The following is a 25,257-nucleotide window of genomic DNA, read 5'->3' as shown; positions in this document are numbered from 1 at the left end:
CGCCGTCTCCTATTTGATGTCGGAGGCGACCTGCACCTTCACCATCTTGTCGGGATCGGTCACGGCGCCGCCGGCCGAGCCGGGAGGAGCCTTCTTCAGCTTGTCGACGACGTCCATGCCCTGCACGACCTCGCCGATCACGGTGTACTGGTTATCGAGGCTGCCGCCGTCGGCGAACATGATGAAGAACTGCGAGTTGGCGCTGTCGACGCTGTCGCCGCGCCGGGCCATGCCGACGATGCCGCGGGCGAAATGCACCTTGGAGAATTCCTGCTTCAGGTTCGGATATTTCGAGCCGCCGGTGCCGTTGAAGTTCTGGCCGTCGCCGGTCTGCGCCATGAAGCCGTCCATGACGCGATGGAACGGCACGTTGTTGTAATAGCCCTCGCGCGCGAGCTGCTTGATGCGCTCGGCATGCTGGGGCGCGATATCGGTGCGCAGCTTGATGACGATGCGGCCCTTGGTGGTGTCGATGACGATGGCGTTGGCCTTGTCGAGGTTGGCCGGCAATTGCTGCGCCGCCGCCGGCACCGCGAACAGAAGCGCGGCAAGAACTGCGAGAATTCGGATCATGACAACTCCGGATCAGAGAGAAAAAGGAAGCGCGCCGTTATGCGGCGAATTTTGCCTTGAGCTGGGCCACGACCTGCGGCGGGACGAAGGCCGAGACGTCCCCGCCCATGCCGGCGATCTGCCGCACCAAAGTGGCGGTGATCGGGCGAACCATGGGGGAGGCCGGCAGGAAGACCGTGTGCACCTCCGGCGCCATCGCTTCGTTCATGCCGGCGAGCTGCATCTCGTAGTCGAGATCGCTGCCGTCACGCAGGCCCCGAATCATGATCGTCGCACCGTGCTTGCGCGCCGCCGTGACCGACAAATCATCAAACGTCACAGCTTCGAGCACGCAACCAGCCTTGGCGGCCAGCGGCCCGCAGACGTCATGGAGCATCTGCAGCCGCTCCTCGGTCGAGAACAGCGGCTTCTTGCCGGGGTGGACCCCGATCGCGACCACGAGCCGGTCGCACAGGGAAACGCTGTGCCGGACCACGTCCAGATGGCCGTTGGTGATGGGGTCGAAGGAACCGGGATAGAAGGCAATGCGCGGCATGGCCCCCTCCTACCGCGCCCGGCCCGGCCCGGCAAGCCGGGCCGGTTCCCCAGCCGTCTCCGGCGAAATATCCCGCCGGCCGTGTCGGCGATGGCCGGTTTGTTTCGTCCTGAGAGCGACCACGAAACAAAGCGGCGCGGACACGAAACCATTTCCCGTGCCGGCGAAGACGTCCGGAAACTGGCCATGGTTACTAATCCGGCCAACGAATGACGGGCCGCACACTGGGCGTAGGCGGCCGCATCACAGGGGACTGTCAAATGATCAAGGCTCTTTCAGCGATCGCTCTGTCTGCGTGTGTCGCCGCCGCCCTTACCCTCCTGCCCGGCTTTGCCCCGAGCGTCGAGGCCAGCGTGCCGCAGCCGCTGGCCAAGAGCGACCGGCTCGATATCCGCGCCATCGGCAAGGACTGCTCGCAGCAGGCCTGGCCGAATTTCGAGGCCTCCTGCCTGCGCAAGGCCGGCACCAAGGCGAATGTCCGCGAGGCTCGCCTCGTGACCGCCAACCGCACCCCGTAGGCTGGCCTGTCAGCTTCACGTCACATAATCCCGATGGAGTTTTGCGACGTCTCGTCGCAGACTGGTTTGCTCGCGCCCGCCGGAATGGCCCGTCGGGCGCGATCCCATCGGGGGGTTGCCATTGTCCAGTACGCCCGCTGTCGCTTCCGGCCACCATCCTGATCCGCTACCGCTTGCCATGACCATGGGCGCCCTCGGGGTGGTCTATGGCGATATCGGTACCAGCCCGCTCTATGCCCTGAAGGAAGCCGCCAAGGCGGCTGCCCATGGCGGCACACTCAGTCACGACGCTGTCCTGGGGATTGCCTCGCTGATCCTCTGGGCCCTGCTGCTGATCATCTCGCTGAAATATGCGCTGCTGATCCTTCGCGCGGACAATCGCGGCGAAGGCGGCATCGTGGCGCTGCTGGCGCTGCTCCATGCCCGCCACGCCCAGCCAGGCACATGGCGCGCCCACCTCCTGGTGGTCGGGCTCGTCGGCGCTGCGCTGCTCTATGGCGACGGCGCGATCACGCCGGCCATCTCGGTGCTCTCGGCCATCGAGGGCCTCAAGGTCGACGCCCCCTCGCTTGCGCCGGCCGTGGTGCCCGTGACCGTCGCCATCCTGATCGGCCTGTTCATGATGCAGAAGCAGGGCACCGGCTTCATCGGCCGCATCTTCGGGCCGGTGATGCTGGCCTGGTTCGTCGTGCTCGCGGCGCTCGGCATCCACGGCATCGTCAAGGCGCCGGCGGTGCTGGTGGCGCTCAGCCCGCTCTACGCCTTCGACTTCCTGATCCACCAGGATTTCCACATCTCGTTCGGAATTCTCGGCGCGGCCTTTCTCGCGGTGACCGGCGGCGAGGCCATGTATGCCGACATGGGACATTTCGGCCGCCTGCCGATCCGCCTCGCCTGGTTCGCCATCTGCCTGCCCGCGCTGGTGCTGAACTATTTCGGCCAGGCCGCGCTCTTGATCACCGATCCCGCGATGATCGAGAACCCCTTCTTCCAGCTCTGCCCCGACGCCCTGCACTATCTGCTGGTCGCATTCTCGACGGTCGCGACCGTGATCGCCTCGCAGGCGATCATCTCCGGCGTGTTCTCGCTGACCCAGCAGTCGATCCAGCTCGGCTTCCTGCCGCGCATGCTGATCCGTCACACCACGAGCGACGCGATCGGCCAGATCTACGTGCCCCTGGTGAACTGGCTGCTTGCGGCTGCGACGCTCGGGGCGGTCCTGAGCTTCGGCACGTCGGACGCGCTTGCCGGCGCCTACGGCATCGCGGTGTCGCTGCTGATGGCGATCACGACGCTGCTCGCCGCGCTGGTCGCGATCCAGTGGGGCTATTCGCCCTGGCTGGTGGTGGCCGTGAACGGCGCCTTCTTCGTCATCGACGTGATCTTCTTCTCGGCCAACTCGATCAAGCTGTTCGAGGGCGGCTGGTTTCCGCTGCTGCTCGCCGGCCTCGTCGCCTTCCTGATGCTGACCTGGCGCGCCGGCGTGAAGCTGGTCGAGGCCGCGAGGGGCCGGCTGCGGCAGCCCGAGGAAGATCTGATCGAGACCGCCGTGAACAAGTGCAGCGCAAGGCTGCCCGGCACCGCCGTGTTCCTGGCCTCCGCACCGCGCGGCGTGCCGCTCGCGCTCACCCAGTTCGTCAGGCACAACCGCGTGCTGCACGAACGCGTGCTGCTGGTCACCGTGCTGATCGAGGAGCTGCCGCACATCGCGGACGAAGAACGCGGCGAGGTGATCGAGATCATTCCCGGCATCACCCGCGTGATCCTGCATTACGGCTTCATGCAGAACCCGACGATCTATGAAGGCTTGAATCTCGTCTGCCGCCAGAGCAAGCTGCCCGGCATCGACCTCTCCGACATCACCTATTATGTCGGCCGCGAGACCATCATTCCCAGCGAGGACATTCCGGGCATGTGGGTCTGGCGCGAAGGCGTGTTCGCCTTCCTCCAGCGCAACGCCGAACGCTCTGCCGCGTTCTTCGGCGTGCCGACCAAGCAGGTGGTGGAGTTCGGCACGGAGCTGGAGATTTAGCGAGCTTCGTAGTCCGGATGGAGCAAACCGCAATCCGGGATTTTCGCCAGGCGTGAGAGCCCCGGATTTCGCTTTCGTTCCATCCGGGCCACAGGGAGTGACTTATCACTCCCCGCTCGACTCCCCGTTCGCTCCGTTCCCGCTCTCCGCCTCTTCCGTGATGTGCTCGACCGAGACGACATGCTCGTCCTCGGCGGTGTCGAACACGATCACGCCTTGCGTCGAGCGGCCGGCGATGCGGATGCCTTCGACCGGGCAGCGGATCAGCTGGCCCTTGTCGGTGACCAGCATGATCTGATCGGCATCCTCCACCGGGAAGGACGCGACCAGATTGCCGTTGCGGTTGTTGACGCTCATGGCGACGATGCCTTTGCCGCCGCGGCCGGTGGTACGGTACTCGTAGGACAATGTCCGCTTGCCATAGCCGTTGACGGAGACGGTCAGCACGACCTGCTCCTGCGCCGACATCTCGGCGTAACGCTCCTGCGCGAGCTGGAAGCTGCCGGAGGTCTCCTCGGCCTCGGCGTCCACGGCGGCGTCTTCGGCCGCAGCTTCGCCGGCGACGGCGCGGCGCATCTTCAGGTAGGCCGAACGCTCGTCCGAGGTGGTCTCGACATGGCGCAGGATCGCCAGCGAGATCACCTTGTCGCCTTCGCCGAGCGCGATTCCGCGCACGCCCATCGAGGTCCGCCCGGTGAACACGCGCACATCGGGGACCGGGAAGCGGATGCACTGGCCGCCGGCGGCGGTCAGCAGCACGTCGTCGCGCTCGGTACAGATCTGCACGTCGACGATCGACTCGCCGTCGTCGAGCTTCATGGCGATGATGCCGGAGCGGCGGACGTCGACGAAGTCCGACAGCTTGTTGCGCCGGACGTTGCCGCCCGTGGTGGCGAACATCACGTCGAGGTTGCCCCAGGTGGATTCGTCCTCCGGCAGCGGCATGATGGTGGTGATGCGCTCGCCCTGCTCCAGCGGCAGGATGTTGATCAGCGCCTTGCCGCGCGCGTTCGGCGCGGCCATCGGCAGACGCCAGACCTTCTCCTTGTAGACCTGGCCGCGCGAGGAGAAGAACAGGACCGGCGTGTGCGTGGAGGCCACGAACAGGCGGCTGACGAAATCCTCGTCGCGGGTCTGCATGCCGGCGCGGCCCTTGCCGCCGCGGCGCTGGGCCCGGTAGGCCGACAGCGGCACGCGCTTGACGTAGCCGGCATGGGACACCGTGACGACCATGTCCTCGCGCTGGATCAGGTCCTCGTCCTCGACCTCGCCTTCCTGCTCGATGATGACGGTGCGCCGCGGTGTGGCGAACTCGGCCTTCACCTCGGCAAGCTCGGTCTTGATGATGCCCAGCACGCGCTCGCGCGAGCGCAGGATGTCGAGATAATCGGCGATCTCGCCGGCAAGCTTGTCGAGCTCGTCGCGGATTTCATCGCGGCCGAGCGCGGTGAGGCGCTGAAGGCGCAGATCGAGAATGGCCCTGGCCTGCTCCATCGACAGCCGGATCGTGCCGTCCGCGCTGATGCGGTGACGGGGATCGTCGATCAGGGTCAGCATGTCCTCGACATCCCGGGCCGGCCAGTCGCGCGACATCAGGGTGTCGCGCGCGGTGGTCGGGTCCGGCGAGGTCCGGATCACGCGGATCATCTCGTCGATATTGGCCACCGCGATCGCGAGACCAACCAAAATATGGGCGCGATCGCGCGCCTTGGCGAGCAGGTACTTGGTGCGACGCGTGACGACCCGCTCACGGAAGTCGACGAAGATCGCGAGCAGGTCCTTCAGATGCATGATCCGAGGACGGCCGCTGTCGAGCGCCACCATGTTGACGCCGAAGCTGGTTTGCAGCGGCGTGAAACGGTACAGCTGGTTCAGCACCACATCCGGCACGGCGTCGCGTTTCAACTCGATGACGACGCGGTAACCGTCGCGGTCCGATTCATCGCGCAGGTCACCGATGCCCTCGATCTTCTTTTCCTTGACCAGCTCGGCGATGCGCTCGACCATCGTCGCCTTGTTCACCTGGTAGGGGATCTCGGTGATGATGATCGCCTCGCGCTCCTTGCGGATGGTCTCGATCGCGACCTTGCCGCGCATGACGACCGAGCCGCGGCCGAGGTGATAGGCCGCACGGATGCCCGCGCGTCCGAGAATGACGCCGCCGGTCGGGAAATCCGGTCCCGGCACGATGTTGATGAGCTCGTCGATGGTGAGCGCGGGGTTGTCGATCAGCGCGACGCAGGCGTCGATGACCTCGCCGAGATTGTGCGGCGGGATATTGGTGGCCATGCCGACCGCGATGCCGCCGGCGCCGTTGACGAGAAGGTTCGGGAACTTGGCCGGCAAGACCGACGGTTCGGTCTCGTTGTTGTCGTAGTTCGGCTGGAAGTCGACGGTGTCCTTGTCGATGTCGGCCAGCAAAGCCAGCGCGGCCTTGGTCAGGCGCGCTTCGGTGTAACGATAGGCAGCCGGGGGATCGCCGTCGACCGAGCCGAAATTGCCCTGGCCGTCGATCAGCGGCACCCGCATCGAGAAGTCCTGCGCCATGCGGACCATGGCGTCGTAGATCGACTGGTCGCCGTGCGGGTGGTACTTACCGATGACGTCACCGACCACGCGGGCGGATTTGACGTACTTCTTGTCGGGCGTGTGCCCCTGCTCGTTCATCGAGAACAGGATGCGGCGGTGCACCGGCTTCAGACCGTCCCGGGCATCAGGCAGCGCCCGCGCCACGATCACGCTCATGGCGTAGTCGAGATAGGACTTCTTCATCTCCTCGAAGATGGAGACGGGGCGAATATCCGAGGGTTGCGCCGGCTGGTCGCCGGGCTTGTCGTCGTCGTCAGCCAAGGGGAAATCCGGTGAGGTTTTAGCTGGGAATCATATAGCGCATCGAGACCCTGATAACCACCCTCGCAGGCTTCAGGGAAGCGCTTTTTCCGCTTATTTTTCCAACAACTTACGGCCTTACGGAGAGCGTCTCGGAGGGACCCGGAACAGGCCTTCCGAAATCACCTCCGGGACCTCGTCAATCGCGCGGCCGGCGCGCGCCATCGACGCGATTGCTCTGGCGCAATCCGAGTTCAACCCAAACATGAATCGGGCCCGGAAATCCCGAGCCCTTTCTGCCGATTAGTAAGGTTTGCTGACACGAAATGGGAAGGCGCCGCTCAGCCGGCCTGCGCCCCCTCATCGTCCGGTCCCTGCTCAGAACGGGATGTCGTCGTCCATGTCGCTGTTGCGGCCACCGCCGCCGGCGGCCACGGGACGGCGCGGTGCGCTGCTGACGGGTCCGGAGGAGCCGAAATCGCCGCCCGGCTCGTCGCCGAAGCTGCCGCCTCCGCCGCCGCCGCCACGGCCGTCGAGCATCGTGAGCGTCGAGTTGAAGCCCTGGAGCACGACCTCCGTCGAGTATTTCTCGACGCCGCTCTGGTCGGTCCATTTGCGGGTCTGCAGCGCGCCCTCGATGTAAACCTTCGCGCCCTTCTTCAGGTACTGCTCGGCGACCTTGCAGAGCCCTTCATTGAAAATCACGACCCGATGCCACTCGGTCTTTTCCTTGCGCTCGCCGCTGTTCTTGTCGCGCCAGGTCTCGGAGGTCGCGATGCTCAGATTCGCGATCGGCCGCCCGTCCTGGGTGCGGCGGATTTCAGGATCCTTGCCGAGATTTCCAACCAGAATGACCTTGTTGACGCTTCCCGCCATCGCCGCTCTCCACTCCGAATGCCACTGAATTTCCTAAGGCCGAGCGCACTGCCCGCGTTCCTCTGCGCCCTGTTAGGGCGACCCTATACGCTTGCAGGGGCTGCTCAGCCCGTCACCCCCAAGGTTATCCCCACATATAGCACCGACCGGCGGTCTGTTCCAGATTTGTTCCTGCAGAAATCGCCGCCAAATGTGGAGACGGGATGGCGTCTAAATGGCGCTGTGATGGCAATTGGGATGGAACCAAATCGGGTTCCCGTGAACGACAAAAATCACTTAACATTCATTAAGTTAGAGGTAGGTCGATTACACCCAACTGTTGCACTCCGGGCACGGACTCTGCCGCAGAATCGAGCTATCGTCGTGCCTGGAATTGATGCAATGGGCCTCGCGCCTGATAGTCCGCCTTGGGGAACTCAGAGAGGCGGACACGACTGGGGAGATTACAGTGAAGAAGATTTTGATTGGCTTTGCCGGCGCGGTTGCGCTGACCCTCTCGGCTCCGGCCGGTGCTGCGGATCTCGCAGCGCGTCCCTATACAAAGGCGCCGGTGGCGCCCCCCGCTCCGATCTATACCTGGACCGGCTTCTACGTCGGTGTGCAGGGCGGTGGTGCCTGGGGCCGCAGCGACGAAACCTTCTTTGGCGGTCCTAATACGGCGATCTTTGCTGGAAGTCAGAACTACGACACCACCGGCGGCTTTGTCGGTGGCGTGGTCGGCTACAACTGGCAGGCTGCCAACTGGGTGTTCGGCATCGAGGGCGACTATCACTGGGCTGACATCAACGGTCGTTCGGCCGAGATCAATGCCGGCCTCGGCGACACCTATTTCACGAGAATCCGCGGCTTCGGCGACATCAAGGGCCGTCTCGGCTACTCGACCGGCCCCGCTCTCTTGTTCGTCAGCGGCGGCGCTGCAGTCGGCGACATTCAGCATCGCTACGATGGCATCCCCGGAAACGTCTTCATCCAGAACAACACCCGCTGGGGTTGGACCGTCGGCGCCGGCGCGGAATACATGTTCGCTCCGAACTGGTCGGCCAAGGTCGAATACAACTACATCGATTTCGGCAAGAGCACGATTCAGTACAGCCCCGTCGTGACCAACCGGTCCGAGTGGACCGATACCGTCCACACGGTCAAGGCAGGCGTGAACTATCACTTCAACTGGGGTGCGCAGGGCGTCGCGCGGTACTGATATCCCTCTGACATCATTGACGTCTAAGGCCGGCCTCGCGCCGGCCTTTTTCGTTTGGCGCGACATGAACGAGGGCAATAAGTCAGCAACCATCACCTTTTCGACCGCTGTGGCTTTTCGGAGACACAACTTGCGGCTTTGGTGGTGTAAGTACGGCGTCAGTTGGGCCGTTGAGTCCGCTGCCCTTCCGGTCAGGAAGGCAACAACAGAAACTGGGACTGGGATTAGTTGAAAATGAAGAAGGTTTTGTTGGCTTCGGCCTGTTTGTTCGCTCTCGCTGCGCCCGCCTCGGCGGCCGACCTCGCAGCCCGCCCCTACACCAAGGCTCCGATCGCTCCGGCAGCTGCCGTCTACAACTGGACCGGCTTCTACCTCGGTATCGTCGGTGGCGGCGCCTGGGAAAACGCTTCCGGCGACCCGAAGATGAAGGGTGGCTTCGTCGGCGGCACCGCCGGCTACAACTGGCAGGCCGGCAACGTCGTGTTCGGCATCGAGGCCGATGGTTCCTGGGCTGACGTCAGCGCCTCGGCGACCGCTCTCGGCATCACCGTGTCGTCCAAGACCGACGCGCTCGGCACCGTCCGCGGCCGCATCGGCTGGGCCGTCAACAACGTGCTGTTCTACGGCACCGGTGGTTACGCCTGGATCGACAACAAGGTCAGCGTCAGCGCGCTCGGCGTGACCGTCTCCGACAGCAAGTTCCACTCGGGCTGGACCGTCGGCGCCGGCGTCGAGGCGTTCTTCGCTCCGCAGTGGTCGGTCAAGGGCGAGTACCTCTATCGCAGCCTCGGTGGCGAGACCTACTTCTCCGGTCTCGGCGCTCCGATCACCACCGGCACGCTCAACTTCCACACCGTGCAGGTCGGCGTGAACTACCACTTCGGCGCCCCGGTGGTTGCCAAGTACTAAGCTACACTTCAACGCCTCGCGTTACGAAAGGCCGGCCTCGCGCCGGCCTTTCTGTTTTTGCGCGCCACAACCGGCTCGCTCGCGTTTTCGGAGAGATGTGGCGCCCGGGTGACACAACCTTTGGCTTTAATGGTGTAAAGCAGTGACATTAGTCGGGTCATAGGTCCGCTGGCTCTCCGCTTTCCGGAAGGTCAGAAAGAGAAACGGAACTGGGGAATGGATATGAAGAAGCTTTTGCTGGCTTCGGCCGGTTTGTTCGCACTCAGCGCGTTGGCACCGGCCTCGGCGGCCGATTTGGCGGCCCGCCCCTACACCAAGGCTCCGGTCGCGCCGATCGCGATATACAATTGGAGCGGTTTCTACATCGGTATCAACGGCGGCGGCGCCTCGAGCCGCAATTGCTGGGACGTCAACAACATCTTCGGTGTTGCGGGTCCGGACACGGCTGAAGGCTGTCACAATGCGACCGGCGGCGTCGTCGGCGGACAGGTCGGTTATCGCTGGCAGTCGGCCAACTGGGTGTTCGGCCTTGAAGCCCAAGGCGACTGGGCCAACCTGAAGGGCTCGAATACGAGCGTGGTGCTTGGGCCGCTGGTCAACCAGACCAAGATCGACGCGCTTGGCCTGTTCACCGGCCAGGTCGGCTATGCCTGGAACAACGTGCTCTGGTACGTGAAGGGTGGCGCGGCCGTCACGCACGCCAAATATAACGGCCTGCTGGGCGGCGTGGTCCTCGACAGCGCAAGCGAGACGCGCTGGGGTGGCGCGGTCGGCACCGGCATCGAATTCGGCTTCGCACCGAACTGGTCCGTGGCGATCGAATACGACCATCTGTTCATGGGCAAGCGCAACAACTCGTTCACGATCCTCGGCGTCAACGACCGTATCGATCGGATCAAGCAGGACGTCGACATGGGCACCGTCCGCCTCAACTACACTTTCGGCGGCCCCGTGGTCGCCCGGTATTGATCTGAAGTCCTGATCGCTACCGACGTCCCATCGTCACGAAAGGCCGGCCTTGCGCCGGCCTTTTTGTTTTCGCGGCAGCTTCCCGCGCAGTTCCGCACAGCAACTGCTGCCAGATGCCGCCAGCGCGCCAACATTCCGTTGACGATTCGCAAGTCCCACTGGAAATCCGTCTCCGTTCTTCCTACGTTCGCTGACAACCCCATCGGCGCCGATCCCGGTTCCGGGCGAGCGCGCCTTTTTTATTGGCGCGGTCGCGCACCCATGGGATTCCTTGAGGGCAACTCGGATGGATGAAGTGATCAAGGCGAAGCGCCAACAACAGAACGCGGGCTCCAGCCTGCGCGCAATTACGATCCGTGGCGCGCGCGAGCACAACCTCAAGAACATCGACGTCGAGATTCCCCGCGACAAGCTGGTGGTGTTCACCGGGCTCTCCGGCTCCGGCAAATCCTCGCTCGCCTTCGACACCATCTACGCCGAGGGCCAGCGCCGCTACGTCGAATCGCTGTCGGCCTATGCGCGCCAGTTCCTCGAGATGATGCAGAAGCCTGACGTCGACCAGATCGACGGCCTGTCGCCGGCGATCTCGATCGAGCAGAAGACGACGTCGAAGAACCCGCGCTCCACCGTCGGCACCGTCACCGAGATCTACGACTACATGCGCCTGCTCTGGGCCCGCGTCGGCGTGCCCTATTCGCCGGCCACGGGCCTGCCGATCGAAAGCCAGACCGTCTCGCAGATGGTCGACCGCGTGCTGGCGCTGCCCGAGGGCACCCGCCTCTATCTGCTCGCCCCCGTCGTGCGCGGTCGCAAGGGCGAGTACCGCAAGGAGCTCGCCGAATGGCTCAAGAAGGGCTTTCAGCGCGTCAAGATCGACGGCACCTTCCACGAGCTTGCGGAAGCGCCTGTTCTCGACAAGAAATTCCCGCACGACATCGACGTCGTGGTCGATCGTATCGTGGTGCGCGCCGACATCGGCCAGCGCCTCGCCGAGAGCTTTGAGACCGCGCTGAAGCTCGCCGAAGGCCTCGCCGTCGTCGAATTCGCCGACGCGCCGGCGGCGGCTCCCGCCGAGGAAAAGAAGAAGACCGCCAAGATCCACGACAAGAGCGGACCCGAGCGCATCCTGTTCTCGGAAAAGTTCGCCTGCCCGGTCTCCGGCTTCACCATCCCCGAGGTCGAGCCGCGCCTGTTCTCGTTCAACAACCCCTACGGCGCGTGTCCGGCCTGCGGCGGCCTCGGCGTCGAGCAGCATGTCGACGAAGACCTCGTCATCCCCGACAAGGAGCTCGCCATCGGCAAGGGCGCGATTGCGCCCTGGGCCAAATCGTCGTCGCCCTATTACGTGCAGACGCTGACTGCGCTCGGCAAGCACTACAAATTCACGCTGACCACCAAGTGGAAGGACCTGGCCAAGAAGACGCAGAACGCCATCCTCCACGGCTCCGGCGAGGACGAGATCAAGTTCTCCTACGAGGACGGGGTGCGCTCCTACGACACCAAGAAGCCGTTCGAGGGCGTCATCACCAACATCAACCGCCGCTATCGGGAAACCGAGAGCGAGTGGGCGCGCGAGGAGCTGGCGAAGTATTTCCACGACGTGCCCTGCGAGGGCTGCAAGGGCTTTCGGCTCAAGCCCGAGGCGCTCTGCGTCAAGATCGGCGGCAAGCATATCGGCGAGATTTCCGAGCTGTCGGTGAAGGGCGCCGGCGCATGGTTCGAGACCGTGCCCGAGGCGCTCAACGCGCAGCAGAACGAGATCGCCGGCCGCATCCTGAAGGAGATCCGCGAGCGTCTCACCTTCCTGCTCGACGTCGGCCTCAACTACCTCACCCTCTCCCGCTCCTCCGGCACGCTGTCCGGCGGCGAGAGCCAGCGCATCCGCCTGGCCTCGCAGATCGGCTCGGGCCTGACGGGCGTGCTCTACGTGCTGGACGAGCCCTCGATCGGCCTGCACCAGCGCGACAACGCGCGCCTGCTCGACACCCTCAAGCGGCTGCGCGACCTCGGCAACACCGTGATCGTGGTCGAGCATGACGAGGACGCCATCCTGCTCGCCGACCACGTCCTCGACATCGGCCCCGGCGCCGGCATGCATGGCGGCAACATCATTGCCGAAGGCACGCCCGCCGAGATCATGCGCAACCCGAAATCGCTCACCGGCAAGTACCTGACCGGCGAGCTCGAGGTCGAGGTGCCGGAGCGGCGGCCGCCGAACCATCGCCGCACCATCAAGGTGGTCAATGCGCGCGGCAACAATCTCAAGAACGTCACCGCCGAAATTCCGCTCGGCCTGTTCACCGCCGTCACCGGCGTGTCCGGCGGCGGCAAGTCGACGCTGCTGATCGACACGCTCTACAAGTCCATCGCCCGCAAGCTGAACAATGCCAGCGAGGGTGCGGCCCCGCACGACCGCATCGAGGGCCTCGAGCACATCGACAAGATCATCGACATCGACCAGTCGCCGATCGGCCGCACCCCGCGCTCCAACCCCGCGACCTATACCGGTGCCTTCACGCCGATCCGCGAATGGTTCGCCGGCCTGCCCGAATCCAAGGCGCGCGGCTACGAGCCCGGCCGCTTCTCCTTCAACGTCAAGGGCGGCCGCTGCGAGGCGTGCCAGGGCGACGGCGTCATCAAGATCGAGATGCACTTCCTGCCCGACGTCTACGTCACCTGCGACGTCTGCAAGGGCAAGCGCTACAACCGCGAGACGCTGGAAGTCCTGTTCAAGGGCAAGAGCATCGCCGACGTGCTCGACATGACCGTCGAGGAAGCCGCCGAGTTCTTCAAGGCGGTGCCGCGCGTGCGCGAGACTTTTCAGACCCTGCACCGTGTCGGGCTCGATTACATCCACGTGGGCCAACAAGCGACGACCCTCTCGGGCGGTGAAGCCCAGCGCGTCAAGCTCGCCAAGGAGCTGTCGAAGCGCGCCACCGGCCGCACGCTCTACATCCTGGACGAGCCCACCACCGGCCTGCACTTCCACGACGTCAAGAAGCTCCTGGAAGTGCTGCACGAGCTCGTCGCGCAGGGCAACACGGTCGTCGTCATCGAGCACAATCTCGAAGTCATCAAGACCGCCGACTGGGTCATCGACCTCGGCCCCGAAGGCGGCGACGGCGGCGGCGAGATCGTCGCCTGGGGCCCGCCGGAGGACATCGCCAAGGCGCCGCGGAGCTACACGGGCAAATTCCTGGAGCCGGTGCTGAAGAAGGCGAGGAAGCAGAAGCGAAGGAGCACGAGCGAGGCGGCGGAGTAGCAGCCTCTCCGCGGCTTCCCATTATGTCATTTGCTCGTCGCCGGGGCCAAGAACTCCGGCGGCACTGTATCGGTCAGCCAGACCCCATTGTCGGCGCGATAGAACTTGAAACCGCGCGCATACATGCCGCCGGCATCGACCTTGAAGATGTGGGGCTTGCCATGGCGCTGCCCCACTTGCCGCGCGGTCTCCTCATCGGAGGACAGGTGCACTTGTTGGCGCGCCTGCGGTTTCAAGCCCTCCGCGAGGATCGCTTCGACAAATCGCGTCGCCGTCCCGTGGTAGAGGACTGAGGGCGGTTCTTGGGGTGGCAAGCCGAGCTCCACCGATACAGAGTGCCCTTGGGCGGCCCGGATCTTCAGTCCGTCGGCTGATAGCGAAAATCGCTTCTTGTCGCTGCTTGCGACGACGCCGAGCAGGTCAGCTCGGTCAAACATCGTCCCTGTTGCATTGGCTTTCTCAAGCAATTCGTCAATATTGACCCAGCCCTCGGCACTGAGCGTCAAGCCGATCTCATCGGGCTTGTGTCTCAGCACGAAGCTCAAGAACTTGCTAAGTTGAATCTGATCGACCGGCATCTTTGTCTTCCTGCTTCCGTCTTGTACATCCGGCCACTTAGCTCGACCAGACTCCCCTTCCCCCATGCCCTACACCCTCGCCATCTTCGATCTCGACGGCACGCTGGCCGACAGCTTCCCGTGGTTCCTGCGCACCGTCAACGACATCGCCGACCGCTTCGGCTTTCGCCGCGTGCGGGATGAGGACGTCGAGGGACTGCGGCATGCCTCGACGCGCGAGATCCTCAGCCACCTTGAGGTACCCTTGTGGAAGCTACCGGCAATCGCGCGGCATGCGCGGCGGCTGAAGGGAGAGGCAGCTAGCGAGATCCCGCTGTTTGGAGGTGTCGAGACCATGCTGCGGACGCTGGCGGACAACGGCGTGCAGCTCGCGCTGGTGACATCGGACAGCGAGGCCAATGCGCGCGAAAAGCTTGGCGAGGCCGCCGCGCTGTTTTCGCATTTCGACTGCTCGGCATCGCTGTTCGGCAAGCCCGCGAAATTCCACCGCGTCATCCGCCGCGCCGGCGTGGCGCCAAACCAGGTCGTCGCTATCGGCGACGAGGTTCGTGACATCGAGGCAGCACGCGCGGTGGGCATTGCCTGCGGCGCGGTGTGCTGGGGCTATGCGGCCCCGGCGGCGCTGCGCGCGCACGGGCCGGATCACGTGTTCGAGCGGATGGACGAGATTGCGGGCGTGTTGTGTAATCGTAGGGCGGATTAGCGCAGCGTAATCCGCCGACCGATCGTCGATGCAAGATGGCGGATTACGCTTCGCTAATCCGCCCTACACACCCTACACCCCCTACTCCGTCTTGCGCAGGAACACCCCGAACGCCCTTGGGCCGTCGCCGGTCCTGATCTCGCCGATCACCTTCAGATCAGTCGCGTCGATGATGCTTAGCGTGTTGCTCTCCCAGCAGGCGACGATGACGCGCTTGCCGTCGGCGGTCGCAGCGATTCCTTCGGGATAGTCGCCGACATTGATGCGCTTGACCGGCTTCAGGCTCGCCAGATCGAACACGCTGACGGTGCCGCCATATTGGTCGGTGACGAAGCCGCGGCCCAGCGTCAGCGCCACCGCATAGGGGCGCATGCCGACCGGCACGCGGCCGATCTCGCGCCCTTCGGCGATGTCGATCACGGAGACGTCGTCGGAGCCGACATTGGCGGTGTAGGCGCGCTTGCCCTCGGCATCGATGGTGACGCCGAATGGTCGGGTGCCGACCTTGATGGTCGCCTTGCGCTGGCGCGTCGCCATGTCCACGACCGAGACGCTGTCATCGTCGCGGTCGGCCGAGAGCAGCAGCCTGCCGTCCGGCGTCACCGCCAGGCCCGATGGCGAGGCGCCGACCGCGATGCTGGCCGTGACGCTGCGGCTCGCGGCGTCGATCACCCGCACCGCGGCTGCATACCAATCGGCGACATAGACGGTGCGGCCATCGGGCGCCACGGCAATGCCGAGCGGCCCGCCGCCGACTTCGATCCGCCCGACCACCTGCCGGGCTGCGGCGTCCACCACCGTCACCGCCTTGGCGTCCGGGCTCGTCACATAGGCAAAGCGGCCGTCCGCGCTGACGGCGACGCCGGCCGGCTTGCCGCCGATCGGGATGGTCGCGACGCTACGCGCGGCGGCGAGATCCACGACCATCAGATCGTCGCTGAGCTGGTTGGTGACGAACGCCTCCTCGGCAGCGGCGCTGCCGAGGCTGGCATGACAAAGGCTGGCGGCGAGCGCCGCCAGAACCAGCATCCGCACGATCAGCTACCGCTCTCGATCTTCTTCTTCAGGGCTTCGAGGCCGGCCTTGTAGAGCCCGCTCACCGCCTTCACCGCGGCCTCGTCGCTCAGCTCCGGCGGCGGATCGTTGTTGGGAAAGCCGCGGTAGAATGCCCCGGCCCATTCCAGCTTGGACTTGCCGTCGGAAGCCGGCGACACCGTCAACGTCGAGGAATAATTGGTCACCGGCAGCACCTTCACGTCGACCTTGGTGATACGGTACGAATAGCTCATCATGTCGGGCTCGTATTTGTAGAGCTCCTCATCGACAGTCGCCCCGCCCGTCAGCGTCAGTTGGCGCGTCGCGCCGATCTCGTTGCCCTTCTCGCCGGTGGTCTTGGTGACAGGCGGAAGCCAGCCCATGTCCTGGAAGTTGCGGATCGCAGCCCAGACCTTGTCCTGCGGCGCGTTGATCTCGATGGATTCCCGCACCTTCTGCCGGGTCGGCCCATGCGCCCAGGCCGCCGGTGAAAAAAACGGCCCGAAGGCTGCCGTCAAGCCTGCCGCCCCACACACAGCCAGCGCGCCAGCCACAGCCGTGCGCCGTCCAATCGTCACCCTCATCTCGTTTCCTCTTACGTCCAGTTGATCGTGCGCGACTTGGAATGCGCGCTGCGGTCATCCTAGCGCATTTTGGGGCCGAGGGGAGACCGGTTCGTGGCGCCGTTGCGGCGGAGCCCGGCGCGACCCACAAGCCCTTGCGCGACCCGGCGGGCAAAACACCCACGGGAGGGTCAACGCCACCAAATCGAAATATTTCTCTTTATCAGAACTTCGGATTATCGTATAGACGATCATCCCAACCCGGCCGAGGGGCGCAACGCGATCGTCACGACACGCGGGATGGGACGTGGTGGACGCAGGCGGCGTCGGCGCGAAGGTGGTTTGCAGGGCGGGTCACACCGTGAGCAAGGACTAACGCGCACACGACCGGTGCAGCCTGCGTACGGCAAAATCGTGTGGTCCTGGCGCCCGGGGTCTGTGCGCCAAGTGTTGCGGTGATGTCGCGGCCCGACCGGGTGCGCGCATCAGCCATCCGCAAGGCGACGGGGGCAATAGTGCATCGCTCCCCGGGGAGAGCACGACATAAGCCGTAAACCCACTGCGCAGGGAAGGCCGGATGTTTGGCTACACCTGTATGCCGCTGTGCAGCTTTTTAAGCACACGCTTTCGCACAGTGGACCGCGGGTGCCAGCCGGCACCCGGCCTTCCCTGCGCCCTCGGCACTTTTGAGGGCGGAAAGGATCACAAAGCTCGGGCCGAACAGGCCGCGAGAACGCAAAACCGCGCGAGATCTGGATAGGAATGCGAGATGGATACAACTCTCGTGCCCCGGACGCAGCGCAGCGCCCCTTCGGCGGTGCGCTGCAGAGCCGGGGCCCATGCAACAGCGATATGTGAGGCTCCTGGGTCCCGGCTCTGCGCCGCCATAAGCGCGTTTACGCGCGTCTTCGACGCGCTATGCGCGTTGCAGCTTGTCCGGGACACCAGAGCGGAAAATGCCGCTACTTCACCTACCGTCATTGCGAGCGCAGCGAAGCAATCCAGACTGCCGCCGCGGAAAGATCCTGGATTGCTTCGTCGCAAGGGCTCCTCGCAACGACAGCGGAGAGAACAGCCGTCAGACACGTTCAGCTATTCCTCCAGCGTCGCCTCCACAAACCCGCGCGGGTCAGCACAAAACTCCCGCATCAACCGGTAATGATCCGTCTCCTCGACCGTCACCGGCTCCAGCCCATATTTCGCCAGCCGCAGCAGCCGCGCATTCGGGTAAGCCATCAGCATCGGCGAATGGGTCGCCATGATGACCTGGCAGATCCGGGAATCCTCCATGCGTCGCAGCAGCTTCAAAAACTCGATCTGGCGCGCCGGCGACAACGCCGATTCCGGCTCGTCGAAGATGAAGATGCCCTGGCGCTGACAACGCTCCTCGAAGAAGCGCAGGAAGCCTTCGCCGTGGGAGTGCGACAGGAAATCGGGACCGGCCTGGCCGGCATCACGCGCGGCCTTGTCCAGATACCGCGCGACCGAGAAAAAGCTCTCGGCACGAAAAAACCAGCCATTGCTGATCTTCGGCAGCCAGCTCGCGCGGAGCGCCTTGCCGAGCTGGCCGCCCATCTTCTCGCGCGCCTCGGAATGGTCGACCGGCATATAGCCCTTGCCGCCGCCGGCATCGTCGTAGCCGGCGAGTGATGCGATGCCCTCGAGGATCGTCGACTTCCCGGTGCCGTTCTCTCCAACGATAATCGTGATGGCAGCGTCGAAATTGAGCTCGAAATCATCCGGGAAGATGGGCAGGCAAAACGGATAGGCCTCGCGATCGTGAACTTTCGACGGGTCGAGCCAGACCCGCTTCAGATACGGTGCCGGCAGGTTGATCGTGCGATGACCTCGCCGGCTCATGGTCGTCTCTCCGTCCGTTCCGCCACCGGCGATCTCAAACCGGAACGTAACGGGAACAATGATGCCGCGCAAGTGGCAGGGGCTCCCGGCGAGCCCCGGTCGCAACCTAGTCCAGCGCCTCCAGCACCAGCTCCATCGTCATCAGCACGGGATTGTCGCCGCGGACCAGCCGCCCCTCCGCCAAGCCGCCGGTGTAGTCGACCAGCGCGACGTCGAGCGCCGCTTCGATCGCACCGGAGTGCCCGGGCGCGATCAGACCGGCCGTCACCGCAAGCTCGGTCGCAAACGGCTCGGTCACACCGCCATGGCTGAAGCGCGCGCCGATGGTCGAGCCGACGCCACCATGGATCTTCGCGCGCGCGATGCCATGCGTGCGGCAGAAGTCTTCGAGGGAGCCAGCAAGATCCTGATTGGGGCGCAGCCGCAGCGCGAAGGCGCTGGCCGTGGTGCGCGCGCCGCTGCTCGCAGCCGCCACCGGCCCGAACAGCTTGAAATTGGTCTCGGGATCGGACTCGGCGGCGAACATCGCGCCATCAAGGCCGAAGGCCTCGACCTCGAACGGTTCGGCGACAACAGTCTCGTCCGGCAGCATGTGGCCACCTCTCGCCTTGCCGTCCGCCTCCGTCCACAGCCCGTGGCAGTGAAAGAACGGCACGCCGTCGCGCATGCCGAGCGTCATGCTCCCGAGCTTCGTGCGCGTCACGCCGCCGGGCCAGTACGTGTCGCTATAGAACGCCGCGTTCTCGCCGGTCTTCGACAGCGCCGGCATGACATAGGCGAACGGCCCGAGCGCGCCGTGCCGGAAGTTGAGCACGCCGCCGGCAAATCCCTCCGCCGCAAAGCCACGCCGTGCGGCTTCCAGCAGCGGCAGACCTGCCGGAAGCGTGAACGAGAAGGCGCGCCCCCTCGCCTCCACCCATTGAATGCGTTCCGCGATGGGCGCGCCCGGCTGCGTGATACTCCTCATCACCTGCGCTCAGCCTGTCTTCGTCTTGTCGAGATCGAGCAGCCCGCGCGCCTCGAGCTCGTCGCGCACCATGCGCTTGGGGACCTTGCCATAGCCGGATTTCGGCAGCGCCTCCCAGAAGAAGAACCGCTTCGGCATCTTGTAGCGCGGCACCTTCGGCGAGAGGAACGCCGCCATTTCGGCTTCGCTCACCGCCTTCTCGCCGGCACGCGCCACGCAGACGGCGACGCCGACCTCGCCCCAGGTCGCATCGGGTACGCCGAGCACGGCGACCTCGCCGACCGCGGGATGCGTCAAGATCTTCTCCTCGATCTCGCGCGGATAGATGTTGGAGCCGCCGGAGATGTACATGTCGGAGGCGCGGCCCGTGATGTAGACGAACCCCTCTTCATCCATGTGGCCGAGGTCGCCGGTGCGGAACCAGCCGTTGCGGAACGCCTTCGCATTGGCTTCGGGATTGTCGTAGTAGCCTGCGAGCACCGCCGGCCCGATCACGCAGATCTCGCCGCTCTGGTTGGCCGCGAGCTCGCGGCCCTCGTCGTCCTGGATCGAGACCTGCATGCCGGTGCGCTCGAAGCCGCAGGTGCCGATCTTCGCGTGCGGGCCGTCCTCGGGATCGTGCAGCGCTGCCGGCAGCACGGTGATGTTGCCGGTGACCTCGCCGAGGCCAAAATACTGCACGATGACCTTGCCGAGCTTCTTCAGCGCGGTCTTCTGATCCTCGCGATACATCGGTGCCCCCGCATAGATCACGTGACGCAGCGAGGAATGATCGTATTTGTCGACGGCCGGGTGCTCGACCATCATCTTCAGGATCGTCGGCACCGTGAAGAGATTGGCGACCCGATGGATCTCGATCAGGCGGAACGCCTCGTTGATGTCGAATTTTTCGGTCGGCAACAAGACAGTACAGACGCCGCGCGCGGTCTGCACCAGTTGATGCACGCCGGCGCCATGCGACAGCGGCGCCACCACCAGCGAGGCGTCGTTCTCGGTGACGCCGGGCGTCAGATCGGCGAGATGGTTGGTGATCACAAAGCCCATCTGGCCGTGGGTCAGCACCGCGGCCTTGGAGCGGCCGGTGGTGCCCGAGGTGAAGAAGAACCAGCAGGGATCGTCGTGTTCGACAGCGACATTCGCGACATTGGCGCCGGCCTGCGAGGCAATGGCCTCAGCAACCGAGCGCTCGCCGAACGCGCCCTTGCCGTCGACGCTCCAGGTGAACTCGAGCGCGCCGCCTTTCACGGCCGCCGCATGCTCGGGAAAATCGACATGGCACAGAAACGCCTTGGCGCCGGAGGCCTCTGCGAGATAGGTGACCTCATCCGGCATCAGGCGGAAATTGGTGGGCACCCAGACCGCGCCGAGCCGGAACGCGGCGAACATCGAGAAGAACATCTCGGCGCCATTCTTGGAATGGACCAGGATACGGTCGCCCTTGGCAATGCCACGCGCGGCGAGCGCCGCCGCCAGCGCCGAGACCTGCGCATCGATCTGCCGCCAACTCCAGGACTTGTCACCCCAGACGAAACCGGGACGCGCGCCATGCCGCCGCGCATTCTGGGTCAGCATGTGAGCGAGATTCATGACGCGGCGGGACATGCGCAGGGGCTGCATGGTGATTCCTCTTCGAGGGCGGACGGCGCGCTGGCCGCCGGCTCATTGCAGCCCATTTATCGCCATCGCCCGCGCCCCTGCAAGGCCGCCGGATGCACGGCTCCCCTACGGCTGCTTGAACGCAAACGGCGTCGCCGTGATCGCCTTCTGCTTGACGCAGGTCTGCGGGCCAAAGCCGCCGCAGAAGCTGCCATGAAGATCGAAGCGGACGGTGCGCGCAGCGCCGCGCTTCATCGGCGGGGCCATGATCTTGTAGCGGAGGACATAGCCGTCAAACACCGGGCGAACGTTGCCGTCCGGCAGCGTCACCAGGATGTTGATGACGCAGCCGCCAGTTCCGCAATAGGTCGTCTCGCGATCGCCGCATTTGGTGTCCTGGAAATCGACGATGTAGTCGTCGCGGCCGTCACCGGTCAGGTCGATCTTACGCACCGTATCGGGCGCGAAGGTCACCTCGCCACCGTCCTGGCTGGTGCATTCCTCGTTGGCGTAGCGCAGTGCCTTCTGCACGCCGGGCGGATAGTCGGAGGGATTGAACGGCTTTGCATCCTCCGCGCGCGCGGCGGAGACGAACAGAGCGAGCAGAAGCATCAAATAGCGCATGCGCGTTTGTCGCCGGCGCGGCCGCAATCGTTCAGGGAATTTTAAACATGATCGGCGCACCCTCGCTCAGTTCTCGCGTAAAGAGTGCCGCATCATGGTCAAAGCGCCCGCCTTCCTCCTGTTGTCGCTGGCGCTCGCCGGATGTGCCGTGGCGCCACAGGCGCATCTGGCCTCCGATCCCGCCTTCAAGCCTGCGCGTTACGCCTGGGATGGCGCCGGCGAGGATCCCAATCGACCGCGGGCAGCCGCACAACCAGCACGGACCGCGGCCCGATCCGAGCGCAACACATCGCAGGCCGGACTTCAGCCTCAGTCGAAGGAATGGTGGCAGGCGCAGGATGCCAGCGAGGCCGAGCAGGATGCCAGGGTCAACCGCTCCCTGGTCATCTGCCAGGGATGCCTGCGTCCGCCGCAGCAGCCCGAAGATTCCAGGCTCGCCAAAGCGGCCGATTGAACCGAACGACCTCAACATCGGAAACCGGCCGGCGCGACCGTGCGTTATGACTTGGTGCGCGAGGCTGGCAGCTGGAGGGGCGACAACATGAGCAACGTCATCAACAACAAGGACCACTGCCGCTACGAGCTCGCAGTGGATGGCAATCTTGCGACCGAGCATTACAAGCTCGATGGCAACGTCATCACATTCGAGCATACGGACGTGCCGAAGGAGCTCGGCGGCAAGGGCGTCGGCTCGAAGCTGGTGCAAGGCGCTCTCGACCAGGTCCGCGCCGCCGGATTGAAGCTGATCCCGCAATGCCCGTTCGTGAAGGCATGGATCGAAAAGCATCCGGACTATTCCGACCTCGTGGCGAGGTGAGAGCACAGGCCCGCCGCCCAAAGCCAGCGGGCCTGCCGACATCTACGGCCTATCGTCCGTGCTTGAGCATGTCCTGATCGTTCAGATCCCAGTCCTGCCACAGCTGAAGGATGCCCAGCAGCACCACCGCCGCGCCGAGGCTCGTGTGGTAGATGCGGAGAAAGCCGTCAGCGGAATAGCCGAGGGCGTAAGGCGAGGCGATGAGCCACAGTCCGACGAGGATCGTCGTCACCTCTTGCCAGCGCTGCAAGGCGACATATTCGAGCTGGCTGATGCCAAATACGACCAGGCCGATTGCGACCGTATTCAGGATCGCCGTCGGGTGCCCGGCAATCGCCGGATCCTGGATGGGAAACCACGGCGAAGCCACGATGAGCGCGCCGAGCAGCATCCCGCACCAGTCTTCCCATGTTCGATGAGTATTCAAGAAACCAAAGTCCGACATCGTAACCTCCTGCAAAGAGGCATACGTCTGCGGCTGGCAATCATGACACTCCGAATGTCTAGCGACCCTGCCGGCCGCATTCGGGCGTATGTCCTTGAGAGGACGTGGGAGCCGCCGTGGAACTTGCAAGGGTGTCGCCGGTAATTATTGGAGCCGGCGTGGTGTTCACCAAGGATGGCTTCTCGTACTGCGCTGCAGCTACAAGCACGCGCGTTTGCAGATATCTGCCGTGCGGCAAGCTCCCATGGCCGCGCCTTGCCAAGGACGGGGACGGGCTCCTAGATCAACGCGTCAGACGCACGGCGGAAGGATCTTGCATGGTGGCATCGGTACGGGACAACAAGGACAGGAGCCGCTTCGAACTCGGTGTTGGCAACGAGGTCGCCTTCGCCAGTTACCGGCTGACCCCGACGGCGGTCATCATCACCCACACCGAGACGCCCCGCGCGCTGCGCGGCCGCGGCATCGCCTCCGAGCTGATCAAGGGCGCGCTGGATTTGATCCGGCGCGACGGCCGCAAGGTGATTGCCGGCTGCGGCTTCGTCGTCGACTATCTCGACAGGCATCCGGAGGACGCGGATCTGGTCGCCTGAAAGCAAAAGGGCCCGCGCGACTGCGGGCCCTTGCGACGCGACCAGCGGTCGGTCAGTGCTTGCAGTCAGTGCTTGATCTCCGGCGGCAGCTTGCCGCCATTGGCGGCGAGCTTGGACATCACCTGCTTGTGCAGCCAGACGTTCATGCTGGCGGAGTCATTCATGTCGCCGCTGTAGCCGAGCTCCTTGGCGAGATCCTTGCGCGCAGCGAGGCTGGAATCGATGTCGAGCGCCTTCATCAGGTCGACGATCGAGGTACGCCATTCCAGCTTCTCGCCCTTGTGCGCGGCCACCGCCTTGTCGACGATCGCTGCCACGTCGACCGCGGCCATGGGCGCGCCTGCCGGAGCCGAAGCGTCCGGCGCGGCGCCTGCGGGCGCACTGCCCGGCGCTGCGCCACCGGCGGGCGCGGCGGAAGCCGGCTGGCTGCCGAAGATCGCGCTCATGATTTTCCCGAAAATGCTCATGTCTGCTCCCCGAAAAGGATCCGTTGGAAGGGCCTTGAGTGGCACTTATAGACCAAGTTACTGCGTAGCGCCCGCAAAGTTCCGCGAGCCAGCACGCAGCATCAGCTTATCTGCGGCGAAATGACGACCGAATGACACCGTCGAGTTGCGCTGCGGCATCGAATTTCACCCAAGCGTGAGGGACAGGACTCGCAAATGGGCGTACGCTTCCAGCTCAGCTCGCGATGTTATCCGGAATTCGCGTCTGGTCGGGATCGCGGGACTTCAGAGAATGGCGGCCGCTCGCGCCGTTTGCCGGCGCCGAATTCGGCTGCTCGGCAAGGGAGCTAGCGACCATGGCCACACTCTACCAGGGCAATGTCCCCACGATGGCCCAGCCCACTGATGCGGCTGGACCGGTGATCCGAACCATCCAGCTGTCCGATCTGCACGATGCGCTGAGGCGCGGCTGGGAAGATTTCAAGGCCGTGCCGAGCCACGCCATCATCCTCTGCGTGATCTATCCGGTGCTCGGCCTCGTGCTCGCCCGCGTGGTGATGGGCTATTCGGTGCTGCCACTGTTGTTTCCGCTGGCCGCCGGCTTCGCGCTGATCGGGCCCTTCGCGGCCCTCGGTCTCTACGAGCTCTCCAGCCGGCGCGAACGCTATGAGGAAGCCAGCGCCTGGGATGCGATGGAGGTGCTGCGTTCGCCTTCGTTCGGAGCGATGCTCGGCCTCGGCACATTGCTGCTCGCGCTGTTCGTGACCTGGGTTGCGACCGCGCAGGCGATCTATGTTGCGGCGTTCGGCTATGAGGGCGTGACCGGACTCTCGGACTTCATGACGCGCGTGCTGACGACGCAGCAGGGCTGGTGGCTGATCGTGGTCGGCTGCGGCGTCGGTTTCCTGTTCGCGCTCGCCGCGCTGTGCATCAGCGCCGTGTCGTTCCCCTTGATGCTGGATCGCCATGCCGGCGCGTTCGAGGCGATGAGCACCTCGCTGCGCGTGGTCGCCAGGAACCCGGTGCCGATGGCGGCCTGGGGCGTAATCGTCGCGGTCCTGCTCGCGCTCGGCACGATCCCGGCGTTCCTCGGCCTTGCCGTGGTGATCCCCCTGCTCGGCCATGCCACCTGGCATCTCTACCGCAAGGTGATCGTCTCGGAGCCCGGTGCACGTCCGGTGCCGCCCCCGCCGCATCGTCCGCGCAAGCCGGCTGCCGACTTCCCGGCCAACCTCTTCCCCTGGCGTAATAGGACGGACGCCTGACGATATCGTGACATGCGATCCTGCCCTGGTTCGGGCAGGATCGCGGCCTGTCGCACGCCTTGCT

At 64.8% G+C, this 25,257-nt stretch carries 24 protein-coding genes; 11 read left to right on the top strand and 13 right to left on the bottom strand.

Annotation, left to right across the window (positions count from 1 at the left end; all coding sequences use genetic code 11):
* Window positions 1-9: 9 nt before the first annotated feature.
* Both XI04_RS17805 and coaD read right to left on the bottom strand, forming a co-directional pair.
* Window positions 10-573: a peptidylprolyl isomerase gene (locus XI04_RS17805; RefSeq protein ID WP_271610109.1), complete on the bottom strand. Its 564-nt coding sequence runs from the start codon at window positions 571-573 to the stop codon at window positions 10-12.
* Window positions 574-610: 37 nt separating this feature from the next.
* A complete protein-coding gene (gene coaD / locus XI04_RS17800) occupies window positions 611-1,108 on the bottom strand; it encodes a pantetheine-phosphate adenylyltransferase (RefSeq protein WP_028144510.1) in 498 nt (165 codons plus the stop codon).
* Window positions 1,109-1,368: 260 nt separating this feature from the next.
* Between coaD and XI04_RS17795 the strand changes: the two genes are divergently transcribed.
* Both XI04_RS17795 and XI04_RS17790 read left to right on the top strand, forming a co-directional pair.
* Window positions 1,369-1,626 (top strand): hypothetical protein, encoded by a 258-nt coding sequence (locus XI04_RS17795; protein ID WP_018317917.1) that lies wholly within the window; start codon window positions 1,369-1,371, stop codon window positions 1,624-1,626.
* Between the two features lie 178 nt (window positions 1,627-1,804).
* A complete protein-coding gene (locus XI04_RS17790) occupies window positions 1,805-3,658 on the top strand; it encodes a potassium transporter Kup (protein WP_028144509.1) in 1,854 nt (617 codons plus the stop codon).
* A gap of 105 nt (window positions 3,659-3,763) precedes the next feature.
* On the opposite strand, the gene gyrA is transcribed toward XI04_RS17790, so the two are convergent.
* Window positions 3,764-6,508, bottom strand: coding sequence for a DNA gyrase subunit A (gene gyrA, locus XI04_RS17785; RefSeq protein WP_212429252.1), 2,745 nt, complete (start codon window positions 6,506-6,508; stop codon window positions 3,764-3,766).
* Between the two features lie 357 nt (window positions 6,509-6,865).
* Entirely contained in the window at window positions 6,866-7,363 is a 498-nt protein-coding gene (locus XI04_RS17780; protein ID WP_018317913.1) for a single-stranded DNA-binding protein, read from the bottom strand.
* Between the two features lie 448 nt (window positions 7,364-7,811).
* Here XI04_RS17780 and XI04_RS17775 point away from each other — a divergent pair, with 448 nt between their 5' ends.
* The 4 genes from XI04_RS17775 (at window position 7,812) to uvrA (ending at window position 13,701) form a co-directional block, all read left to right on the top strand.
* Window positions 7,812-8,561, top strand: a complete 750-nt coding sequence (locus tag XI04_RS17775; RefSeq protein WP_271610108.1) for an outer membrane protein — start codon at window positions 7,812-7,814, stop codon at window positions 8,559-8,561.
* A 234-nt stretch (window positions 8,562-8,795) separates the two neighbouring features.
* Window positions 8,796-9,470: an outer membrane protein gene (locus XI04_RS17770; protein WP_091963333.1), complete on the top strand. Its 675-nt coding sequence runs from the start codon at window positions 8,796-8,798 to the stop codon at window positions 9,468-9,470.
* Between the two features lie 222 nt (window positions 9,471-9,692).
* Window positions 9,693-10,439 carry an outer membrane protein gene (locus XI04_RS17765; protein ID WP_038949134.1) on the top strand — a complete coding sequence of 249 codons (747 nt, stop codon included), beginning with the start codon at window positions 9,693-9,695 and terminating at the stop codon, window positions 10,437-10,439.
* Between the two features lie 286 nt (window positions 10,440-10,725).
* Window positions 10,726-13,701, top strand: coding sequence for an excinuclease ABC subunit UvrA (gene uvrA, locus XI04_RS17760; RefSeq protein WP_271610107.1), 2,976 nt, complete (start codon window positions 10,726-10,728; stop codon window positions 13,699-13,701).
* A 26-nt stretch (window positions 13,702-13,727) separates the two neighbouring features.
* Here uvrA and XI04_RS17755 read toward each other — a convergent pair whose 3' ends face one another.
* The gene (locus tag XI04_RS17755; RefSeq protein WP_028144502.1) at window positions 13,728-14,279 is read right to left on the bottom strand and encodes an RNA 2'-phosphotransferase; all 552 of its coding nucleotides are present in this window, start codon (window positions 14,277-14,279) and stop codon (window positions 13,728-13,730) included.
* Window positions 14,280-14,343: 64 nt separating this feature from the next.
* Here XI04_RS17755 and XI04_RS17750 point away from each other — a divergent pair, with 64 nt between their 5' ends.
* Window positions 14,344-14,982, top strand: coding sequence for an HAD family hydrolase (locus XI04_RS17750; RefSeq protein ID WP_271610106.1), 639 nt, complete (start codon window positions 14,344-14,346; stop codon window positions 14,980-14,982).
* A gap of 81 nt (window positions 14,983-15,063) precedes the next feature.
* On the opposite strand, the gene XI04_RS17745 is transcribed toward XI04_RS17750, so the two are convergent.
* From XI04_RS17745 to XI04_RS17720, 6 genes are all read right to left on the bottom strand, one after another.
* Window positions 15,064-16,017: a YVTN family beta-propeller repeat protein gene (locus XI04_RS17745; protein ID WP_271610105.1), complete on the bottom strand. Its 954-nt coding sequence runs from the start codon at window positions 16,015-16,017 to the stop codon at window positions 15,064-15,066.
* A gap of 2 nt (window positions 16,018-16,019) precedes the next feature.
* Window positions 16,020-16,601 carry an SRPBCC family protein gene (locus XI04_RS17740; protein ID WP_028144499.1) on the bottom strand — a complete coding sequence of 194 codons (582 nt, stop codon included), beginning with the start codon at window positions 16,599-16,601 and terminating at the stop codon, window positions 16,020-16,022.
* A gap of 1,071 nt (window positions 16,602-17,672) precedes the next feature.
* Window positions 17,673-18,440 (bottom strand): AAA family ATPase, encoded by a 768-nt coding sequence (locus XI04_RS17735; protein WP_028144498.1) that lies wholly within the window; start codon window positions 18,438-18,440, stop codon window positions 17,673-17,675.
* A 106-nt stretch (window positions 18,441-18,546) separates the two neighbouring features.
* The gene (locus XI04_RS17730) at window positions 18,547-19,407 is read right to left on the bottom strand and encodes a PCC domain-containing protein (RefSeq protein ID WP_038973377.1); all 861 of its coding nucleotides are present in this window, start codon (window positions 19,405-19,407) and stop codon (window positions 18,547-18,549) included.
* A 9-nt stretch (window positions 19,408-19,416) separates the two neighbouring features.
* Window positions 19,417-21,024 carry an acyl-CoA synthetase gene (locus tag XI04_RS17725; RefSeq protein ID WP_038949143.1) on the bottom strand — a complete coding sequence of 536 codons (1,608 nt, stop codon included), beginning with the start codon at window positions 21,022-21,024 and terminating at the stop codon, window positions 19,417-19,419.
* Window positions 21,025-21,129: 105 nt separating this feature from the next.
* Entirely contained in the window at window positions 21,130-21,627 is a 498-nt protein-coding gene (locus XI04_RS17720; RefSeq protein ID WP_271610104.1) for a hypothetical protein, read from the bottom strand.
* Window positions 21,628-21,721: 94 nt separating this feature from the next.
* On the opposite strand from XI04_RS17720, the gene XI04_RS17715 reads away from it, so the two are divergent.
* Both XI04_RS17715 and XI04_RS17710 read left to right on the top strand, forming a co-directional pair.
* Window positions 21,722-22,081: a hypothetical protein gene (locus tag XI04_RS17715; RefSeq protein ID WP_028144494.1), complete on the top strand. Its 360-nt coding sequence runs from the start codon at window positions 21,722-21,724 to the stop codon at window positions 22,079-22,081.
* Window positions 22,082-22,168: 87 nt separating this feature from the next.
* Complete coding sequence (locus XI04_RS17710; RefSeq protein ID WP_028144493.1) at window positions 22,169-22,444, top strand: GNAT family N-acetyltransferase; 276 nt, start codon at window positions 22,169-22,171, stop codon at window positions 22,442-22,444.
* A gap of 49 nt (window positions 22,445-22,493) precedes the next feature.
* Here the strand turns inward: XI04_RS17710 and XI04_RS17705 are convergent, their stop codons facing one another.
* Window positions 22,494-22,889, bottom strand: coding sequence for an SPW repeat protein (locus tag XI04_RS17705; RefSeq protein ID WP_028144492.1), 396 nt, complete (start codon window positions 22,887-22,889; stop codon window positions 22,494-22,496).
* 317 nt (window positions 22,890-23,206) lie between these two features.
* Between XI04_RS17705 and XI04_RS17700 the strand changes: the two genes are divergently transcribed.
* Window positions 23,207-23,482: a GNAT family N-acetyltransferase gene (locus XI04_RS17700; RefSeq protein ID WP_038973376.1), complete on the top strand. Its 276-nt coding sequence runs from the start codon at window positions 23,207-23,209 to the stop codon at window positions 23,480-23,482.
* A gap of 65 nt (window positions 23,483-23,547) precedes the next feature.
* On the opposite strand, the gene XI04_RS17695 is transcribed toward XI04_RS17700, so the two are convergent.
* Complete coding sequence (locus XI04_RS17695; protein WP_028144490.1) at window positions 23,548-23,949, bottom strand: DUF3597 domain-containing protein; 402 nt, start codon at window positions 23,947-23,949, stop codon at window positions 23,548-23,550.
* Between the two features lie 335 nt (window positions 23,950-24,284).
* Here XI04_RS17695 and XI04_RS17690 point away from each other — a divergent pair, with 335 nt between their 5' ends.
* Entirely contained in the window at window positions 24,285-25,193 is a 909-nt protein-coding gene (locus XI04_RS17690; RefSeq protein WP_271609458.1) for a DUF2189 domain-containing protein, read from the top strand.
* Window positions 25,194-25,257: the final 64 nt, after the last annotated feature.

The organism is Bradyrhizobium sp. CCBAU 11430, from assembly GCF_028128855.1.
In the GTDB taxonomy this organism is placed as follows: Bacteria; Pseudomonadota; Alphaproteobacteria; order Rhizobiales; family Xanthobacteraceae; genus Bradyrhizobium; species Bradyrhizobium ottawaense.
Note: the sequence above shows the minus strand (reverse complement) of the source record. Positions and strands in the feature narration are given on the sequence as shown.

Excerpts from the sequence above, each read along its gene's own strand:
- XI04_RS17725 (WP_038949143.1), bottom strand. The coding sequence starts at position 21,024 with ATGCAGCCCCTGCGCATGTCCCGCCGCGTCATGAATCTCGCTCACATG.
- XI04_RS17730 (WP_038973377.1), bottom strand. The coding sequence starts at position 19,407 with ATGAGGAGTATCACGCAGCCGGGCGCGCCCATCGCGGAACGCATTCAA.
- XI04_RS17700 (WP_038973376.1), top strand. The coding sequence starts at position 23,207 with ATGGTGGCATCGGTACGGGACAACAAGGACAGGAGCCGCTTCGAACTC.
- XI04_RS17735 (WP_028144498.1), bottom strand. The coding sequence starts at position 18,440 with ATGAGCCGGCGAGGTCATCGCACGATCAACCTGCCGGCACCGTATCTG.
- XI04_RS17755 (WP_028144502.1), bottom strand. The coding sequence starts at position 14,279 with ATGCCGGTCGATCAGATTCAACTTAGCAAGTTCTTGAGCTTCGTGCTG.
- XI04_RS17790 (WP_028144509.1), top strand. The coding sequence starts at position 1,805 with ATGACCATGGGCGCCCTCGGGGTGGTCTATGGCGATATCGGTACCAGC.
- coaD (WP_028144510.1), bottom strand. The coding sequence starts at position 1,108 with ATGCCGCGCATTGCCTTCTATCCCGGTTCCTTCGACCCCATCACCAAC.
- XI04_RS17720 (WP_271610104.1), bottom strand. The coding sequence starts at position 21,627 with ATGCGCTATTTGATGCTTCTGCTCGCTCTGTTCGTCTCCGCCGCGCGC.
- XI04_RS17740 (WP_028144499.1), bottom strand. The coding sequence starts at position 16,601 with ATGAGGGTGACGATTGGACGGCGCACGGCTGTGGCTGGCGCGCTGGCT.
- XI04_RS17695 (WP_028144490.1), bottom strand. The coding sequence starts at position 23,949 with ATGAGCATTTTCGGGAAAATCATGAGCGCGATCTTCGGCAGCCAGCCG.
- XI04_RS17710 (WP_028144493.1), top strand. The coding sequence starts at position 22,169 with ATGAGCAACGTCATCAACAACAAGGACCACTGCCGCTACGAGCTCGCA.
- XI04_RS17690 (WP_271609458.1), top strand. The coding sequence starts at position 24,285 with ATGGCCACACTCTACCAGGGCAATGTCCCCACGATGGCCCAGCCCACT.
- XI04_RS17765 (WP_038949134.1), top strand. The coding sequence starts at position 9,693 with ATGAAGAAGCTTTTGCTGGCTTCGGCCGGTTTGTTCGCACTCAGCGCG.
- XI04_RS17805 (WP_271610109.1), bottom strand. The coding sequence starts at position 573 with ATGATCCGAATTCTCGCAGTTCTTGCCGCGCTTCTGTTCGCGGTGCCG.
- XI04_RS17750 (WP_271610106.1), top strand. The coding sequence starts at position 14,344 with ATGCCCTACACCCTCGCCATCTTCGATCTCGACGGCACGCTGGCCGAC.
- XI04_RS17795 (WP_018317917.1), top strand. The coding sequence starts at position 1,369 with ATGATCAAGGCTCTTTCAGCGATCGCTCTGTCTGCGTGTGTCGCCGCC.
- XI04_RS17705 (WP_028144492.1), bottom strand. The coding sequence starts at position 22,889 with ATGTCGGACTTTGGTTTCTTGAATACTCATCGAACATGGGAAGACTGG.
- uvrA (WP_271610107.1), top strand. The coding sequence starts at position 10,726 with ATGGATGAAGTGATCAAGGCGAAGCGCCAACAACAGAACGCGGGCTCC.
- XI04_RS17780 (WP_018317913.1), bottom strand. The coding sequence starts at position 7,363 with ATGGCGGGAAGCGTCAACAAGGTCATTCTGGTTGGAAATCTCGGCAAG.
- XI04_RS17715 (WP_028144494.1), top strand. The coding sequence starts at position 21,722 with ATGGTCAAAGCGCCCGCCTTCCTCCTGTTGTCGCTGGCGCTCGCCGGA.
- XI04_RS17770 (WP_091963333.1), top strand. The coding sequence starts at position 8,796 with ATGAAGAAGGTTTTGTTGGCTTCGGCCTGTTTGTTCGCTCTCGCTGCG.